Annotated in this window: 15 protein-coding genes; 3 read left to right on the top strand and 12 right to left on the bottom strand. The window is 70.8% G+C overall.

The window, feature by feature from the left end; translation table 11 throughout:
* Positions 1 to 2: 2 nt before the first annotated feature.
* From TSB10P1A_RS14215 to TSB10P1A_RS14180, 8 genes are all read right to left on the bottom strand, one after another.
* The gene (locus TSB10P1A_RS14215; RefSeq protein WP_186388597.1) at positions 3 to 1,535 is read right to left on the bottom strand and encodes an aldehyde dehydrogenase; all 1,533 of its coding nucleotides are present in this window, start codon (positions 1,533 to 1,535) and stop codon (positions 3 to 5) included.
* Positions 1,532 to 2,278: an ABC transporter permease gene (locus TSB10P1A_RS14210; protein WP_186388596.1), complete on the bottom strand. Its 747-nt coding sequence runs from the start codon at positions 2,276 to 2,278 to the stop codon at positions 1,532 to 1,534. The genes TSB10P1A_RS14215 and TSB10P1A_RS14210 overlap by 4 nt, the downstream gene beginning before the upstream one ends.
* Positions 2,275 to 2,973, bottom strand: a complete 699-nt coding sequence (locus TSB10P1A_RS14205) for an ABC transporter permease (RefSeq protein WP_186388595.1) — start codon at positions 2,971 to 2,973, stop codon at positions 2,275 to 2,277. The genes TSB10P1A_RS14210 and TSB10P1A_RS14205 overlap by 4 nt, the downstream gene beginning before the upstream one ends.
* Positions 2,974 to 3,057: 84 nt before the next feature.
* Entirely contained in the window at positions 3,058 to 3,849 is a 792-nt protein-coding gene (locus tag TSB10P1A_RS14200) for a transporter substrate-binding domain-containing protein (RefSeq protein ID WP_244293122.1), read from the bottom strand.
* 52 nt (positions 3,850 to 3,901) lie between these two features.
* The gene (locus tag TSB10P1A_RS14195; protein ID WP_186388594.1) at positions 3,902 to 4,666 is read right to left on the bottom strand and encodes an ABC transporter ATP-binding protein; all 765 of its coding nucleotides are present in this window, start codon (positions 4,664 to 4,666) and stop codon (positions 3,902 to 3,904) included.
* A 263-nt stretch (positions 4,667 to 4,929) separates the two neighbouring features.
* On the bottom strand, positions 4,930 to 5,736 hold the full coding sequence (locus TSB10P1A_RS14190; protein ID WP_186388593.1) for an IclR family transcriptional regulator C-terminal domain-containing protein: 807 nt from the start codon (positions 5,734 to 5,736) through the stop codon (positions 4,930 to 4,932).
* A 60-nt stretch (positions 5,737 to 5,796) separates the two neighbouring features.
* Entirely contained in the window at positions 5,797 to 7,401 is a 1,605-nt protein-coding gene (locus TSB10P1A_RS14185; protein ID WP_186388592.1) for an NAD(P)/FAD-dependent oxidoreductase, read from the bottom strand.
* Positions 7,398 to 8,948: a M81 family metallopeptidase gene (locus TSB10P1A_RS14180; RefSeq protein ID WP_186388591.1), complete on the bottom strand. Its 1,551-nt coding sequence runs from the start codon at positions 8,946 to 8,948 to the stop codon at positions 7,398 to 7,400. Before TSB10P1A_RS14180 ends, TSB10P1A_RS14185 begins: the two co-directional genes overlap by 4 nt.
* Before the next feature lie 215 nt (positions 8,949 to 9,163).
* Here TSB10P1A_RS14180 and TSB10P1A_RS14175 point away from each other — a divergent pair, with 215 nt between their 5' ends.
* A complete protein-coding gene (locus TSB10P1A_RS14175; protein WP_186388590.1) occupies positions 9,164 to 10,486 on the top strand; it encodes an aspartate aminotransferase family protein in 1,323 nt (440 codons plus the stop codon).
* Between the two features lie 8 nt (positions 10,487 to 10,494).
* Here the strand turns inward: TSB10P1A_RS14175 and TSB10P1A_RS14170 are convergent, their stop codons facing one another.
* Entirely contained in the window at positions 10,495 to 11,910 is a 1,416-nt protein-coding gene (locus TSB10P1A_RS14170; RefSeq protein WP_186388589.1) for a PLP-dependent aminotransferase family protein, read from the bottom strand.
* Positions 11,911 to 12,123: 213 nt separating this feature from the next.
* Between TSB10P1A_RS14170 and TSB10P1A_RS14165 the strand changes: the two genes are divergently transcribed.
* Positions 12,124 to 13,071 (top strand): LysR substrate-binding domain-containing protein, encoded by a 948-nt coding sequence (locus TSB10P1A_RS14165; RefSeq protein ID WP_186388588.1) that lies wholly within the window; start codon positions 12,124 to 12,126, stop codon positions 13,069 to 13,071.
* Here TSB10P1A_RS14165 and TSB10P1A_RS14160 read toward each other — a convergent pair.
* Genes TSB10P1A_RS14160 through TSB10P1A_RS14150 form a run of 3 tightly spaced genes read right to left on the bottom strand, consistent with a single transcriptional unit; the run spans position 13,002 to position 14,550 of the window.
* Complete coding sequence (locus TSB10P1A_RS14160) at positions 13,002 to 13,544, bottom strand: cupin domain-containing protein (protein WP_186388587.1); 543 nt, start codon at positions 13,542 to 13,544, stop codon at positions 13,002 to 13,004. The genes TSB10P1A_RS14165 and TSB10P1A_RS14160 overlap by 70 nt on opposite strands.
* Positions 13,541 to 13,948, bottom strand: coding sequence for a cupin domain-containing protein (locus tag TSB10P1A_RS14155; protein ID WP_186388586.1), 408 nt, complete (start codon positions 13,946 to 13,948; stop codon positions 13,541 to 13,543). Before TSB10P1A_RS14155 ends, TSB10P1A_RS14160 begins: the two co-directional genes overlap by 4 nt.
* Positions 13,949 to 13,956: 8 nt before the next feature.
* On the bottom strand, positions 13,957 to 14,550 hold the full coding sequence (locus TSB10P1A_RS14150; protein WP_186388585.1) for a LysE family translocator: 594 nt from the start codon (positions 14,548 to 14,550) through the stop codon (positions 13,957 to 13,959).
* Positions 14,551 to 14,746: 196 nt separating this feature from the next.
* Between TSB10P1A_RS14150 and TSB10P1A_RS14145 the strand changes: the two genes are divergently transcribed.
* Positions 14,747 to 16,276 (top strand): bifunctional aminoglycoside phosphotransferase/ATP-binding protein, encoded by a 1,530-nt coding sequence (locus tag TSB10P1A_RS14145; RefSeq protein ID WP_186388584.1) that lies wholly within the window; start codon positions 14,747 to 14,749, stop codon positions 16,274 to 16,276.
* Positions 16,277 to 16,387 lie beyond the last annotated feature (111 nt).

Genomic DNA, 16,387 nt, shown 5'->3' with positions numbered 1-16,387 from the left:
GCTCACGAACTTGCCGAGAGGTCGACCCAGACGCTCTTGCGATGGGTGACGCTGTCGAAGGCGTGGAAGGACTTGTCGCGGCCGCTGCCCGAGGCCTTCACCCCGCCGAAGGGGACGGTGATGTCGCCGACGCGCAGGGTGTTGATCCAGACGAAGCCGGTGTCCAAGCGGCGCTCGGCCTCCAGCGCCCGGGCAAGGCTGCCGGTCCACACCGCCGCCGCCAGCCCGTAAGGACTGTCATTGGCGATGGCGACGGCCTCGTCGAGGCTGCCGGCATCGAAAACCGAGAGGACGGGACCGAAGATCTCCTCGCGGGCGATGGCCATGCTGTTGTCGACATCGGCAAAGACGGTGGGGCGGACGCAGGTTTCCGGCACAAGGCCGGCGGCGGGCGGCCCCTCGCCGGTGAGGCGGGTCGCGCCGTCCGCAAGCCCCTTGGCGATATAGCCGCGCACCCGCTCGGCATGGGCCGCAGACACCAGCGCGCCGAAGCGGGTCTCCGGCAGCAGGGGATCGCCCGGCTCGAAGGTCCGCACCAGCGCCACCAGCTTTTCCAGGAATTCGTCGCGGATGGGGCGCTCGAGGATCAGCCGGGTGCCGGCATTGCAGATCTGGCCCTGGTTCTGGAAGACGCCCATGGCGGCAGCCTGCACCGCCCGGTCGAGGTCCGGGCAGTCGGCAAGCACGATATTGGCGGACTTGCCGCCGCATTCGAGGCCCACCTTCTTCATGTTGGACCGGCCGGCATAGGTCATCAGCAGCTTGCCGACGGCGGTGGAGCCGGTGAAGGCGAGCGAGGCGACGCCGTCATGCAGGGCAAGCGCGCGGCCGGCCTCCGCGCCGATGCCCGGCAGCACGTTGAAGACGCCGTCGGGAAGGCCGGCCTCGGCGGCGAGGCGGCCGAGCCGCAGGGCCGAGAGCGGCGACAGTTCGGACGGCTTCAACACCACGCTGTTGCCGGCGGCGAGCGCCGGGGCGATCTTGGTCATCGCCGTGACCAGCGGGAAGTTCCAGGGGACGATGGCGGCGACCACCCCGACCGGCACGCGGCGGATCATGGCGAGCACGTCGCCCCGGGTCGGAGCGATCTCGTCATAGAGCTTGTCGGCCGCTTCCGCGAACCAGCGCAGGCAGCGCACCGCCGCCGGCACGTCGATCGCCAGGCTGTCGCGGATCGGCTTGCCCATGTCGAGCGTTTCAAGGAGCGCGAAGGCGTCCGCATCCGCCTCGATGAGGTCGGCAAGGCGCAGCAGCACCGCCTTGCGCGCCGCCGGGGCGGCCCGCGACCAGCTTCCCGTCTCGAAGGCGCGGATGGCGGCCGCGACCGCCGCGTCCGCATCGGCTTCGCCGCAGGCGGCGACATCGGCGAGGATGCGGCCCGTCGCCGGGTTGAGGGTGGCGAAGGTGGCGCCGGAGCGCGCCGGGCGGTAGCGGCCGTCGATGAAGGCCTCAGCCTCCGGCGACAGGTCGCGGGCGGCGGCGTGCCAGTCTTTGACGTGAGTGGGGGCAGCGACGGGCGTGGGGGACAGGGTCATTTCGCTTCACCAGGGGAGACGGCGCCGGAACCGGGACCGGGGCGGGCCGCAAGGGAGGGCGGCTGGCGGCGGTCGCCGGACAGAAGATGCTCGGCCAGCTTGAAGGCGCGGGTGACGATGAAGGTCATCGTCAGGTAGATCAGCGCGGCCATGGAGAGCAGCTCGACCGGCATGTAGTTGACCGAACTGATGGTGCGGGCGACGCCGGTGAGGTCGAGCAGGGTGACGGTGCTGGCGAGCGAACTCGCCTTGATCAGGAGGATCACCTCGTTGCCATAGGCCGGCAGGCCGATGCGCAGCGCCTGCGGCAGGACGATGCGGCGCATCCGGGTCAGCCGCGACATGCCGATGGCCTTCGCCGCCTCGACCTGGCCGCGCGGCACCGCCTGGACGGCGCCGCGGACGATCTCCGCCGTATAGGCGGCGGTGTTCAGCGAGAAGGCGATCAGCGCGCACCAGAACGGCTCGCGCAGGACCACCCAGAACGGGCTGGCGCGCACGGCGGCGAATTGCGACAGGCCGTAATAGACGAGGAAGATCTGCACCAGGAGCGGCGTGCCGCGGAAGAAGAAGACGAAGCCATAGGCCGGCATCCACGCGAACGGGCTGCGCGCAAGGCGGGCGAGCGCCACGCCAAGCGCCATGACGAAGCCGGCGACAAGCGCAAGGCCGACCAGCCGCAGCGTCAGGCCGGCGCCGCCAAGCAGCGCGGGCAGAGCGTCGATCATCACCTGGAGGTTCATGCCGCACCCGCCGGTTCGAGGCCGCGCGAGGCCCGGCGCTCCAGCACCTGGATGGCGAGCATGCTGACGATGGTCAGCGCGAGATAGATGAAGGCCGCCGCGAGGAAGAAGGTGAAGGGCTGGCGGGTGAAGCCGACCGCGTATTCGGTCTTGCGCATCAGCTCCTCCAGGCCGATGACGGAGACGAGCGCCGTCTCCTTGAGGATGACGAGGAAGATGTTGCCGAGACCAGGCAGCGCGATGCGCCAGACCTGCGGCAGCGACACCCGGCGGAAGGTCAGCCAGCGGCCCATGCCGAGCGCGCGCGCCGCCTCGATCTGGCCCTTGGGGATCGCCTGGAAGGCGCCGCGAAAGACCTCGGTCGCATAGGCGCCGAAGGCCAGCGACAGGGCGAAGACGCCGGCGACGAAGGCGTTGATGTCGACATGCTCGCTATGGCCGAGCCAGCGGGCAAGGCCGTTCACCGCGCGCACGCCGCCGAAATAGATCAGCAGGATCAGCACCAGGGCCGGCACGCCGCGCACGATGGTGGTGTAGACATCGCCGGCGATGCGGGCCGTGCGGCTCGACGACAGTTTCATCATGGCGACGGCGATGCCGATGAGAATGCCGAAGAGCGTGCTGAGAAGGGCGACCTGGACGGTCATCAGCGTGCCGACGGCCAGCATCGGGCCGAAGCCTTGCAAGTCGGGCATCGGGCGGGGTCCTGCGATTGGCTGGAAAAGCGGAAGACGCGGCCGGGGTCCGGGCCCGGCCGCGCCGCGACGTCGCGACTGCGATCAGTCGGCCGGCTTCATGCTGAAGGGGAAGAAGCGGTCGTTGATCTCGTCATAGACGCCGTTCGCCTTGATGGTGGCGAGCGCCGCGTCGAGCCGGGCGAGCAGGTCGGTGTCGTCCTTGCGCACGGCGATGCCGGCGCCGAGGCCGAGGATCTCAGGGTCGAGCATCGCCTCGCCCTTGATCTCGAAGGCGGCGCCGTCGTCGGACTCCAGCCACTTCGACATGGCGATGCGCTGCGCGACGACCCCGTCGATGCGCCCGGTGACGAGGTCGAGATTGTGGTTCTCGACCTTGTCGTAGAGGCGCACGTCGGCTTTCGGGAAGCGGGCGTCGATCAGCGCGGCATAGGTGCTGGCGCGCTGCACGCCGAGCGACTTGCCGGCAAGGCTCTCGGCGGTCGGGGCAAGGTCGGAAGCCTTGGGGGCGACCAGCACGGCGCCGGCCTGGTAATAGGGCTTGGTGAAGTTCACCGCCTCGAGCCGCGCCGGGGTGATCGACATGCTGGCGACGATGGCGTCGTACTGGCCGGCATTGAGGCCGGGAATGATGCCGTCCCAGGCCTGGGCCGAGATGGTGCATTCGACCTTCATCTCAGTGCAGAGCGCCTTGGCGATCTCCACATCGAAGCCCTGCAGCTCGCCCTTGGCGTCGACGAAGTTGAACGGGGGATAGGCGCCCTCGGTGGCGATGCGCAGCGTCTGGGTCTGGGTTTGGGCCTGCGCCGCCGAAGCGGCAAGGCCGAGGCCGCAGGCGGCGAGCAGCGTGGCGAATTTCATGCGCAGCGTTGTCATTGTCTTGTTCTTCCTCTGGTTGGTCGGTCGATGGGGCGGCCGTGGATGCGGGTCAGGCGGCCTCGAAGGACTGCCGGACGAATTGCCGGCAGCGGTCGGAGGCGGGATCGCCGAAGACCTGTGCCGGGGTTCCCTCCTCCTCGACGCGGCCCTGGTGCAGGAACACGACCTTCGAGGAGACGTCGCGCGCGAAGCGCATCTCATGGGTGACGATGATCATCGTCCGGTGCTCCTCGGCGAGCGCGCGCATGACGCGCAGCACCTCGCCGACGAGTTCGGGATCGAGCGCCGAGGTGGGCTCGTCGAACAGCAGCACGTCCGGGTCCATGGCAAGGGCGCGGGCGATGGCCGCGCGCTGCTGCTGGCCGCCGGACAGATGCGCAGGGTAATGGCCGCGCTTGTCGTGGATGCCGACCTTGTCGAGCAGGGCTTCCGCCTGCTCCACCGCCTCGGCGCGCGGCCGGCCGAGCACATGCACCGGGCCCTCGATGAGGTTTTCCAGGATGGTGCGGTGGCTCCACAGGTTGAAGTCCTGGAACACCATGCCGACGCGGCGGCGGACCCGGTCCGCCTGGCGGTTGTCGACGCGACCCTTCGGCCCGACCTTCAGCTCCTCGCCGAAGACGCGGATCGAGCCGCTGTCATAGCGCTCCAAAAGGTTGATGCAGCGCAGGAAGGTGCTCTTGCCCGAGCCGCTCGCGCCGATGATCGAGATGACGTCGCCCTTTTCCGCCCGCAGCGAAATGCCCTTCAGCACCTCCAACTGGTTGAAGCGCTTGTGCAGGTCGTCAACGACGATCGGCGTCCCGTCGGTCATGCAGCCCTCCCGGTGCGACCGCCTTGCGATCCGTTTTGTTCGCTTGGCGGTCATGCGTTCACTGTGCGCACACGTTAGGAAGGAATAGCGAGGCTGTCAAGCGCCCGAACAAACGGGCGGCAGGCGAACACAGACAGGCGAACACGGGCAGGCGCGCAGGGGCGGGCAGAGGCGGGCAGGCAGATGCGCAAAGGCAGGCGCGCGCGCCGACGGCGCGGGCTAGCGGGAAACGACAGGACGGGGAAAGATGGGGGACGCGCGGCTCAGGGCCGCGAGCGGATCGCGAATTCGATCTCGGAAGCGGCCGAGCGCAGCACCGGCAGGAGCTGCGAGACAAGGCTTTCCATGGTGTGGCGGGTCGCCGGCACGCCCATGTTGATCGCCGCGATGACGCGTCCGTCGCGCCCGCGCACCGGCACGGCGATGGAGCGGATACCGACCTCGAGCTGGCCCTCGGCGGTGCAGTAGCCGTCGGAGCGGCCCTTGAGGATCATTTCGCGCAGCGCATGGCGGTCGGTGACGGTGAGCGGCGTGACCTGGCGGATCTCAGAGCGGGCAAGCAGCGCGTCGAGCTCGGCATCGGGCAGGCCGCCAAGCAGCACCCGGCCGAGCGAGGTGGAGGTGGCCGGGTAGCGGTTGCCCAGCGCGATGCTGATCGACATCATCCGGTTGGCGGTGTGGCGGGCGACATAGACCACCTCGGCGCCGTCGAGCACGCCCATGGAGCACGGCTCCTCGGCCTGCTTGGCCGCCGCCTCGAGGATCGGATTGGCGATCTCGATGAAGGAGAAGGAGCTGAAATAGGCCATGCCCAGCTCCAGCACCCGCGGCCGCAGGCGATAGTCGCGCCCGTCGAAGCTGGCATATTCGAGCGTCACCAGCGTCTTCAGGAAGCGGCCGGCGGCAGCGCGCGGCAGGCCGGTCTTGCGCGCCACCTCGCTCAGGGTCATCGCCGGGGTGAAGCGGTCGAACGCCTTGATGACGGCAAGGCCGCGGGCCAGCGAGCGCACGAAATCGGAGCTGGTGTCCGCCTGCGCGTCCGCAAGGTCCTCGACATCGTCCTGCGCCATGGCGGCCCTTTCCAAGAATCATCCCGTGCGACCCTCGTTAGCATGACGCACGAGTGTTCGCTAGACGAACTCCCGGCGCCGCTTGAGGATCTCCCGCGCCGCGTTGCGCCCCGGCAGGCCGGTGACGCCGCCGCCGGGATGGGTGCCGGAGCCGCATTGGAACAGGCCCTTGACCGGGCTGGTATAGGCGGCATGGCCGGCGGCCGGGCGCAGGCTGAACAACTGGTCGAGATGCATCTCGCCATGGAAGATGTCGCCGCCGACAAGGCCGTATTCGGTCTCCAGATCGAGCGGTGTCAGCGCGCTGTAGCCGAGCACCGAGGCGGGGAAATTCGGTGCATAGTCGCCGATCGTATCGATCACCAGCTTCGCCACCTCGTCGCGGTGATCGTCCCAGGAGGCGCCCTCGGGCAGGTCCGGGTTGAAATGCTGGCAGAACAGGCCGGCAATGTGCTGCCCCTTCGGCGCCAGTTCCGGCTCGACGGCGGTCGGGATGCACATGGAGACGACCGGCCGGCGCGACCAGCCGCGATGGCGGGCCTCGTCATAGGCGGTCTCCAGATAGCCGAGCGAGGGGGCGATGGCGATGGTGCCGGCATGGTGGCGCTGCATCTCGCGCCCCGGGCGGGCGATGAAGTCCGGCAGTTCGGAGAGCGCGACATTCATGCGGAAGGTGCCCGAGCGGCAGCGCCAGTTGCGCAGCCGGCGCAGGAAGGCGCTGTCGAGCAGGCTGCTGTCCAGCATCTTCAGGAACAGCAGGCGCGGATTGACGCTGGAGGCAAGGATGCGCGCGCGCAGCACGGTGCCGTCGTCCAGCGCGACGCCGGCGGCGCGGCCCTTCTCGACGATCACCTCGCGCACGCCGCGCCCCAGATGGACGACGCCGCCGCGCGCTTCCAGCGACTTCTGCATCGCCTGTGTGATGCCGCCCATGCCGCCGCGCGGCTGGCCCCACTTGCCGCGCTTGCCGTTGACCTCGCCGAAGACGTGGTGGAGCAGCACATAGGCCGAGCCGAGTGCCGAGGGGCTGACCATGTTGCCGACCAGCCCCTTGAAGCCGTAGATGCCCTTGAACGCCTCGCTGTCGAACCGCTCGTTCAGGAAATCGGCAAGGCTCTTCAGCATCAGGTCGGCAAAGCCGGCGCGCTGCTCGCGGCTGAAGTGCCGCAGGTGCCAGCCGACCCGGCCGCTCTGCAGCAGTTCGCCCCAGCCGCCGGTCAGTTCCGGCGGCCGCTCGCGGGCGATCGCCCGCATCACCGTCGCCGAGACGTCGAGCAGGGCGGAAAGCTCCGCATAGGCCTTGGCGTCGGACGGACTTTCGGCAGCCAGTTGCTGCATCACCGCCGCCTTGTCGCCGAGCAGCTCGATGGACCGCCCGTCGGGCAGCACGCTCAAGGTGCCGCCCTCGCGCTCCAGGATCTCCAGCCCGTGCCGGTGCAGCTCCAGATCGGCGATCACCTCCGGCGCCAGCAGGCCGACCAGATAGGCGCAGGAGGAATTGCGGAAACCGGGATGGAACTCCTCGGTGACGCAGGCGCCGCCGACGATGGCGCGGCGCTCGACCACCGCGACCCGCAGGCCGGCGCGGGCAAGATAGCCGGCGCAGGTGAGACCGTTATGGCCGCCGCCGATGATGACGGCGTCGAAGGAAGACGAAGCACTCATGACAGGATCCAGCACTCAGGTGGGGCGTCGGGGCGGAGGAAGCTCGCCGGCACATGGCGATAGGGCAGGCTGGTCAGATCCGCCGGGGCCGGGCCGGGCGTGTCGACATCGATGATGGCGCCGCAAAACGTGCCGAAGGCGGCGCGGAAATGGTTCTTGGCCTTGGTGCAGAACAGGGCGACCTCTCCAAGGTCGATGCCGTGCAGGGCGGCCCAGGCCGGATCGTTGACGCTCTGGGCGGTCTCGGCGACCACCACCGACACATTGCCGGCGCGCAGCAGCACGGTGCGGCCGACCGCCTCCGGCCGGCCGCGCTCCATCGGCCCGGTGTTGACGAAGCGCCCGTCGGTGAGGCGGACGATCTCGCCCGAAAACGGCACCGGCGGGCCGAAGGCCGTGCCGAGCCGCCCGCCGAGAGCGGCCTCCAGCCGGGCACCGGCGCCCAGCTCATGGGCGCGGGCGACGAGATCGGGATCGCAGAAGCTGGCGAACAGCGCCGGCCAGGGCGGCGCCGCCTCGACAAGGGCGCGGAACAGGCCCGGCGTGTCGCCGGCGCCGCCCGACAGCGGATTGTCGGAATTTTCCAAGACCGCGACCGGCCAGCGGGTGCCGGTCTCCAGCAGGCGAGTGGCGCGCGCCAGGCCTTCGGCGGCTCCCGGCAGATCGGGCAGGAAGGCGCCATGGCAGCGCAGCAGCGCGTCCGCCATCCCTTGCGCCACGGCACGGGCGCTGGCGCGGGCGCCCTCCCCGGCCCCCTCGCCCTCGCCATCGTCCTCGTCGCGGTGGCAGACGGTGATGGCGGCCGAGGTCCAGGGCGTGTCGGCATAGGCGAAGCCGCCGAAGACGGTGACATCGGCAAGGCCGGCCTCCGCCTCGCGCTCGGCCGCCAGGCGGACGAGCCCGCCCATCGGCTCGCCGTCGGTGCGCATGGAATGGCTGGGCGGCAGCATCGGCACCGGCAGGATCAGCGAGCGGAAGCGCTCGCCCTGCACCATCCGCTCAAGGAGGCCGAGGGCCTTTTCCGCCGTCTCAACCATGTCGACATGGGGATAGGTCTTGTAGCCGACGACGATGTCGGCGCTTTCGGCGCTGCGCGGATCGAGGCAGGCATGCAGGTCGAAACTGACGGCGAGCGGCACAAGGGGGCCGATCGCGGCGCGGATGCGGGCAAGCAGCGTGCGGTCGGGGCCAGGGTCGCGCGTGCCGGCAAGGGCGCCGTGCAGCGAGACATAGACCGCATCGAGCGGCGCCTGCGCCATCTCGCGGGCAAGGCCCGCGACGATCTCGTCATGGATGGCATCGAGCGCTGCCTGCTCGACAAAGCCGCCGGGCGGGGCCGAGGTGCAGCGCAGGAACACGCCCTGCCAGTCCGGCCGGGCGTCGAGAAAGGCGACCGTCCCGCCCATCTCCGTCGCCGTGCCGCGATAGGCCGCGCGCGCTTGCGGCCCCGCCTGCCACTCGCGCCGGCGAAAGCTCTCAAGGCCGGTGGGAACGGGGGAAAAGGCATTGGCCTCATGCCACAGCCGCGCAATCGCCAGACGCCGCATCACGCTCTCTTTCTGGTCGGGTGGAGGGGATCGGGAGAAAATCGGGGCTGTCGCGCCACAGGCTTGTCCGTTTAGCGGATTTGTGTTCACTATGCGGATGATCCTAGGGGCGAATCCGGACCGCTGTCAATCGACGGCCGCATCGCCCCGGCCGATCCGCCTGCCGCTTTCCGCCTGCCGCCTGCCCGCCTGCCGCTTTCCGCAAAGGTCCCGCGATGAGCCACGTCTTCCACCGATCCGCCCGCGCCACCCCGCCGCTCGCCGTCGCCGGCGAGGGCAGCTACATCCTGGGGAGCGACGGGCGGCGCTATCTCGACGCCTGCGGCGGCGCTGCCGTCTCCTGCCTCGGCCACAGCCAGCAGGAAGTGGCGGAGGCCATCGCCGCGCAGGCCGGGCGCCTCGCCTATGCCCATAGCGGCTTCTTCACCAGCGAACCGGCGGAAGAGCTGGCCGACCTGCTGGTCGAGGGGGCGCCGCGCGGGCTCGACAAGGTCTATTTCGTGCTGAGCGGCTCGGAGGCGGTGGAATGCGCGCTGAAGATGGCGCATCAGTATCACCGCGAGCGCGGCGAGCCGGCGCGCCGGCATGTGATCAGCCGCTGGCAGAGCTATCACGGCAACACGCTCGGCGCCCTGTCGGCGGGGGGCAACCGGGCGCGCCGCGCCGCCTATGCCGACCTCCTCATCGACATGCATCACATCTCGCCCTGCCATGCCTATCGCGGCCGGCAGGAGGGCGAGAGCGCGGAAGACTATGGGTTGCGCGCCGCCGACGAGCTGGAGGCGAAGATCCTGGAGCTGGGGCCGGGCACCGTCTCCGCCTTCATCGCCGAGACCGTGTCGGGGGCAACGCTCGGCGCGGTGCCGCCGGCGCCCGGCTATTTCCGCCGGATCCGCGAGATCTGCGACCGGCACGGGGTGTTGCTGATCCTCGACGAGGTGATGTGCGGCATGGGCCGCACCGGCTCCTTGCATGCCTGTCTTGCCGAAGGCATCGCCCCGGACCTGATGACGGTCGCCAAGGGGCTGGGGGCGGGCTTCCTGCCGCTCGGCGCGGTGCTGGTCGGCGGGCATGTCCATGCCGCTTTCGCGGACGGGTCGGGCGCGTTCCAGCACGGGCATACGTTCGTCGGCCACCCGGTCGCCTGTGCCGGGGCGCTGGCGACGCAGAAGATCATCCGCCGCGAGAAGCTGGTGGAGAAGGTCCAGGCCGAGGAGCGGCTAGTGCGGGCGCTGCTGGAGGCGCGCTTCGGCCAGCATCCGCATGTCGGCGACATTCGCGGGCGCGGCTTCTTCTTCGCGCTGGAACTGGTCGCCGACCGCGACAGCAAGGCCCCCTTCGCGCCCGAGCGGCAGCTTGCCGCTACAATCAAGCGCGAGGCGCAGGCGCGCGGGCTGTTGTGCTATCCCGGCGCCGGCACGGTGGACGGGGAGGCGGGCGACCATGTGCTGCTCGCCCCGCCCTATACGGCAACGGGCGCGGAACTGGCCGAGATGGTGCGCCTGCTCGGCGAGACGCTCGACGCGCTGCTCGGCTGACAAGGCGCTCAGGCAAGGACGGGGCGGGCGGGCGCGGGTGCGCCGAGATTGCCGAGAAGGCCGGCAATGGCGCGCAGGGCCGCCTCCAGATCGTCCGGCGCCGGACCGCCGATGCACAGGCGCACGCCGGAGGCGGCCGGATCCGGCGCGATGAGGGTTGAGGCGGCCCGAGTGGACTCGGGCGGGGTGACCAGAACCCCGAGCGCCCGCGCCGCCACCTCCAGCGCCGCCGCCAGCGGCGGGGCGAGCGGCAGCCAGACATGATAGCCGACATGGCGGGCCTCGCGCAGGGCCGGGCCGAGGATCGCGGAAGCCAGCGCCCGGCGGCGCCGCGCCTCCTCGCGGATTGCCGCGCCGATCGCCTCCGCCGTGCCGTCCAGCACCCATTGCTCCATCACCGCGCAGCCGAGCGGCGAGATCATCAGGCCGCTGGCATGGAGCGCCGCCTCCGCCCGCTCGAACCAGGCCGGCGGCACCACCAGCCCGCCGATGCGCAGCGCCGGGTTGAGCGTCTTCGACAGGCTGTTGACATAGAAGACCCGCTCGGGGGCGAGGCTGGCGAGCGGGGGAAAGTCCGGCTCCGGCACCAGCCGGTAGACATCGTCCTCGATCAGCATGACGTCGCGGGCGCGGCACAGCGCGACGATCGCGTCGCGGCGGCCCCGGTCCATCGAGCCGGTGGTCGGGTTCTGCATGGTCGGCGTCAGATAGACGGCGGTGCCGCCTCCCCCCGCGTCCTTCAGAGCCCGCCCCAGCGCCTCGTCGAGAGCCTCATCGAGAGCCTCTGGCCGCATGCCCTGCCCGTCCATGGCGACGCCGACGACGCGCAGGCCGAGATGCCTGGCGAGCGCCAGCACGCCGGGATAGGTCTGCGCCTCCACCACCAGCGTGCCGCCGGGACCGCAGACGGTGGTGAGGGCGACGGCCAGCGCATGCTGGGCGCCGCCGGTCAGAAGCAGGCAGGCGGGATCGGCCTCCATGCCGAGGCGGCGGAACCAGCGGGCCAGCTCGTTGCGGAAGCGGGGATGGCCGGCGACCGGCGGATAGGTGCTGAGCATCTCGGCATCGATGCGCCTTGCCAGCGCCGCAAGGGTGCGCCCCGGCAGCCTCTCGCCGACGGCCGACGGCGGCACGTTGCGCGACAGGTCGATGAAGTCGCCATGCCGCGCCGCCGTCGCGGCGACGAAGGTTCCGGCGCCGCGCTCGGAGCGCAGCAGCCCGCGCCGCTCCAGCATGGCATAGGCCTTGGTCACCGTGCCGAGACCGATGCCGAGGCGCCAGGCGAGATCGCGCTGCGCCGGCAGGCGGGCGCCGACCGGCAGAGCCCCGGACAGGATGTCCTGCGACAGGGCGGCATCGAGCCGTTCGGCGGGCGAGCCGTCGATCTCGGCCAGACGCGGGTGCCAGGGCGATTGCAGGCGCATGCGAACTCCCGGAGTGTAACGTGACACTTTTGCTGTTTTAACGAAGTGTCACAGCCCATAGCATGGCCCGTCATGAAAGTCCCGCTTTCCCCCGCAGCCGACCGGACCACCGCCATGCGCCAGGACGCGCACTCCGCCTTTGCCGCCCCGACCCTGGTCCCGCCGCGCCCGGTGGACAGGACAACAGCAGACAGGACAGCGACAGAGAGGGCGATGCGGCTTGCCGCGCCGCTCACGGCGCTGCGCGCCTTCGAGGCGGCGGCACGGCATCTGTCGATCAAGGCGGCGGCGGGGGAGATCGGCGTGACGCCCTCCGCCATCAGCCATCAGTTGCGGGCGCTGGAAACGGTGCTGGGGGTCGAGCTGATGCGCCGGGTCGGGCCGCGGCTGGAACTGACCGAGACCGGCCAGGCGCTGTCGCCCGAACTCACCGCCGGCTTCGGCCGCATCGCCGAGGCGGTGGGGCTGCTGAAGAGCGAGCGCAAGCTCGGGCCGCTGCGGCTGTCGATGCTGCCGACCTTCGCGGCGCACTGGCTGTCGCCGCGCCTGACGCGCTATCCCTTCGCGCGGGCCGGCTTCGAGCTGCTGATTTCGACCGGCCAGGCCAGCGTCGACCTGCCGGCGGGCGCCGCCGACGCCGCCGTCCGCCACGGGCGCGGCTCCTGGCCGGGGGTGATCTCGGACCTGCTGTTCGAGGAGAGCCTCGGCCTGCTCGGCGCCCCCGGCCTTGTCCGGCCGGACGAGGAGAGCGCCCGGCGGCAGATCGGCCGCAGCATCCTGTTCCTGTCGCAGAACCGGCGCGAGGCGTTCGAGCGCTGGAACGCCGGACTGCCGGGCGGGCCGCTGCGCCCGGCGGCGGTGACGCTGGTCGATTCGTCCGGGCTCGGGCTGAAGGCGGCGATCGACGGGGCCGGCGTGACGCTGGCGGGCCTGGAGATCGCCGGCCAGGACATGGCCGCCGGACGCCTCGCCCGGCTGTTCGACCACACGCTCGCCGCCGATGCCGGCTACCATCTGTGCTATCCGCCGGCGCTGCAGCGCGACCGGCGCATCCGCAACCTGCGGAGCTGGCTGCTGGCCGAGGCTGCCGGTCAGCCACCCTCGCCTCTTTCCGCCTCTGCCTCCGCCTCTCCTTCTGCCTCCCCTTCTCCGGCCCAGTAGTCGACGACGGCGTCCCGGCGCAGCACGACCTCCAGCCGCCGGGCCGCCTTGTCGCCGCCCGGCGCCGCCCCGGCGAAGGCGACCAGCTTGCCGCTGTCGGGATATTCCATCACGTCCGGCTCATGCATGCTGCTGACGGCGAGATAGCGCAGCGGTCCGTCGTCATCGGCGATCAACTGATGCGCGGTGGCCGGCCCGCCGGCCGGGCAGACGACGACATCGCCGGCGCGCAGCGCATGCCCCCCCCCGCCATAGCGCAGCCGGCCGGTGCCGGAGAGAATCACGAACATCTCGTCATTGGCGTGGTGGCAATGGTACGGCCAGGCCCGCTTGCCGGCCGGCACTTCCACATAGCGGGCGCCGAGCCGGCGGGCGCCGAACGGGGCGGCGATCGAGGCCATGCGCGCCTCGAAGCTCTCGCCATGGCGCTGGGTCTGCAGCGACAGGTTTTCGGGTCGAACGATCGGGGTCATCGGCTGTCACCTTCTGCCGTTTGCGGATGCGAGGGGAGCGTGGGCACCGGCCAGCCGGCAGGGTCGACCGGCAGCCGGTCGCCGGCGGTCGAGGGCGCCGAGACGAGGAGGAAAACCAGGTCGGCCGCGCCGTCGTTGCGGACCCAGTGCGGCTGTCCGGGCGGCACATGCAGCCCCTGGCGCGGGCCGGCGCGCAGCACCGCCTGCGGCGTGACCAGGGTCATTTCTCCCTCCAGCACATAGAACACCTGGCGGGCGCGGCGATGCTCATGCGGCTCTTCCCGCGCTCCCGGCGGCATCCGTTCCTGACGCAATTGCAGCCCGTCCAGCTCCAGCAGGCGCCAGCCGAGGCAGGCGTCGCCCCAAGTATAGACCGTGTCCGCGTCCGCTTCGACCACCTCCATGACAGCGCTCACAGCCAGAACAGGCCGGCGGTCAGCGCGGCGAGGCCGGCCATCGTCCGGTTGACCATGAGCAGCTTGCGGGGATCGCGCAGCACCTTGCGCAGGCCCGCCCCGAACGCCGCCCAGACCGACATGCAGGGAATGCCGACCACCGCGAAGACAAGACACACCAGCGCCAGCCGCCCGACATAGCCCTCGCCCGGCGCGACGAAGGCGGCGATGACGGTGACGGCGATCAGCCAGGCCTTGGGATTGACGAACTGAAAGGCGGCGGCCTGGAAGAAGCTGATGGGCGCGGCCATCGAGGCATCGCTGAGTTCGGCCGCGCGCCAGAGCTTGGCCGCCAGCCAGAGCAGATACAGGGTGCCGACCAGCTTCAAGGCGACCTGCAGCCGCGGCTCGAGCGCGAAGACCGCGCCAAGGCCGGCGCCGACGGCGGAAAGCTGCACCGCGACGCCGAAGGGAATGCCGAGAATATGCGGCCAGGTCCGCGCCATGCCGAAGATCAGGCCGGAGGTCGTCAGCATCAGGTTGTTGGGGCCCGGCGTGATCGACATCACGAAGGCATAGATGGCGAGCGCCGCCAGTGTCGTGGGTTCCATTGCCTCGCTCGTGCTTCCGGTCCGCCCGCGTGGTGCGACCGCCGGGACACTTGACCACAGAAGCCCGATCCGTTCTGCTGAGTTTTCATCACGCCGGGCTGAGCTTTGCTCCATCGTGCCGGACGCGCGGGCGAGCGCGGGGGCCCCAGCGGTCCTCTGGCATCGCGATGCCGGGCAACGGCGAAAGGCGGAACGGATGATCGTCGACGACCAGAGCGCAGCGATGGCCCTGCTGGCCGACATGCCGGGGCCGGTCGAGGTCATCGAGACCCATATCTCGCATGTGGTGCTGGCCGGCGAGCGGGCCTGGAAGATGAAGCGGGCGGTGAAGCTGCCCTATGTCGACTTCTCGACGCCGGAGTTGCGCCTCGCCGCCTGCGCCGCCGAAGTGGAGCTGAATTCCAGGACCGCGCCGGGACTTTACCTCGGCTGTCGCCGGATCACCGAGGAGGCCGACGGCCGGCTGGTGCTGGACGGCGCCGGGCGGCTGGTCGACGCGGTGGTGGAGATGGCGCGCTTCGACCAGGATTGCCTGCTGGACCGGATGGCCCGCGCCGGCCGGCTGACCCCGGCCCTGATGCGCGAGACGGCGCGGATGATCGCCCGCTTCCACCGCGAGACGCCGGCGGCGCGGGGGCGCGGCGGCGCCGCCCTGATGGCCGGGGTGCTCGACATCAACGAAGCGGGCTTCGCCACCAGCCATGTCTTCGGCGAGGCGGAGACGGCGACCCTCACCCAAGCCTTCCGCGCGGCGCTGGCCGGCCAGGCCGAGCTGCTCGACGCCCGCGCGCGGGAGGGCCGGGTCCGGCGCTGCCACGGCGACCTGCACCTGCGCAACATCTGCCTGATCGACGGCACGCCGCAGCTCTTCGACTGTATCGAGTTCAGCGAGGACATCGCCACCATCGACGTGCTCTACGACCTCGCCTTCCTGCTGATGGACCTGTGGCATCACGGGTTCGCCGACCTCGCCAATCTCGTCATGAACCAGTATCTCGACGAGACCGGCGACGACGAGGGCTTCGCCCTGCTGCCCTTCTTCATGGCGGTGCGGGCGGCGGTGCGGGCGCATGTCACCGCGACCCAGATCGAGGAGGGCGGCGGGGCGGAAGGGCTCACCGAGGCGGCGCGCGGCTATTTCGAGCTGGCGGGCGCGCTGCTGCACCCGCAGCCGCCGCGCTGTGTCGCCATCGCCGGCCTCAGCGGCTCCGGCAAGACCACCGTGACGGAAGCGCTCGCCGCCCATCTCGGCGCGCCGCCGGGGGCGCGGATCATCGAGAGCGACAGGATCCGCAAGGCGATGCACGGGGTGCCGGCCGAAACGCGCCTGCCGGCCGAGGCCTATCGGGCGGAGGTGTCGGACAGGGTCTACCGGGAGATGGAGCGGCGCGCCGCGCTGGTCCTGCGCCAGGGCGGGGCGGCGATCGCCGAGGCGGTGTTCGAGCGGCCGGCCGACCGGGCGGGGATCGCGGCGGCGGCAGCCGCGGCCGGCGTGCCGTTTCTCGGCCTGTGGCTCGATGCCGACCCGCAAACCCTGCGGCAGCGGGTCGAGCGCCGGACCAGCGGCCCCTCCGACGCGACCGGCGACATCCTGGCGCGGCAGCTCCAACGGCAGATCGCCTATCCGGGCTGGCTGCGGGTCGCGGCCGGGGGCGACGTGGCGATGACGGTCGCCGGGATCCTCGCCCGCCTGGCGGCCGGCAAGGAGGCACCCTCCGGCTCGTGAGGCCCGAGCAAAACAAAACCCGCCGAAACCGGCGGGTCTGTCAGCGATCTTTCTGTGATCTGTCAGAGAGCGGTGGGCCGGACGCGAGGTCCGGCCCGTATCGCTTTGTCG

The sequence above is a fragment of the Stappia sp. TSB10P1A genome (assembly GCF_900185725.1).
Lineage (GTDB): Bacteria > Pseudomonadota > Alphaproteobacteria > Rhizobiales > Stappiaceae > Stappia.
The sequence above is the reverse complement of the archived record's forward strand: the minus strand, read 5'-3'. Positions and strand labels throughout refer to the sequence as shown.

Coding starts and splice junctions, on each gene's coding strand:
- TSB10P1A_RS14215 (WP_186388597.1), bottom strand. CDS start 1,535: ATGACCCTGTCCCCCACGCCCGTCGCTGCCCCCACTCACGTCAAAGAC.
- TSB10P1A_RS14210 (WP_186388596.1), bottom strand. CDS start 2,278: ATGAACCTCCAGGTGATGATCGACGCTCTGCCCGCGCTGCTTGGCGGC.
- TSB10P1A_RS14205 (WP_186388595.1), bottom strand. CDS start 2,973: ATGCCCGACTTGCAAGGCTTCGGCCCGATGCTGGCCGTCGGCACGCTG.
- TSB10P1A_RS14200 (WP_244293122.1), bottom strand. CDS start 3,849: ATGACAACGCTGCGCATGAAATTCGCCACGCTGCTCGCCGCCTGCGGC.
- TSB10P1A_RS14195 (WP_186388594.1), bottom strand. CDS start 4,666: ATGACCGACGGGACGCCGATCGTCGTTGACGACCTGCACAAGCGCTTC.
- TSB10P1A_RS14190 (WP_186388593.1), bottom strand. CDS start 5,736: ATGGCGCAGGACGATGTCGAGGACCTTGCGGACGCGCAGGCGGACACC.
- TSB10P1A_RS14185 (WP_186388592.1), bottom strand. CDS start 7,401: ATGAGTGCTTCGTCTTCCTTCGACGCCGTCATCATCGGCGGCGGCCAT.
- TSB10P1A_RS14180 (WP_186388591.1), bottom strand. CDS start 8,948: ATGCGGCGTCTGGCGATTGCGCGGCTGTGGCATGAGGCCAATGCCTTT.
- TSB10P1A_RS14175 (WP_186388590.1), top strand. CDS start 9,164: ATGAGCCACGTCTTCCACCGATCCGCCCGCGCCACCCCGCCGCTCGCC.
- TSB10P1A_RS14170 (WP_186388589.1), bottom strand. CDS start 11,910: ATGCGCCTGCAATCGCCCTGGCACCCGCGTCTGGCCGAGATCGACGGC.
- TSB10P1A_RS14165 (WP_186388588.1), top strand. CDS start 12,124: ATGCGGCTTGCCGCGCCGCTCACGGCGCTGCGCGCCTTCGAGGCGGCG.
- TSB10P1A_RS14160 (WP_186388587.1), bottom strand. CDS start 13,544: ATGACCCCGATCGTTCGACCCGAAAACCTGTCGCTGCAGACCCAGCGC.
- TSB10P1A_RS14155 (WP_186388586.1), bottom strand. CDS start 13,948: ATGGAGGTGGTCGAAGCGGACGCGGACACGGTCTATACTTGGGGCGAC.
- TSB10P1A_RS14150 (WP_186388585.1), bottom strand. CDS start 14,550: ATGGAACCCACGACACTGGCGGCGCTCGCCATCTATGCCTTCGTGATG.
- TSB10P1A_RS14145 (WP_186388584.1), top strand. CDS start 14,747: ATGATCGTCGACGACCAGAGCGCAGCGATGGCCCTGCTGGCCGACATG.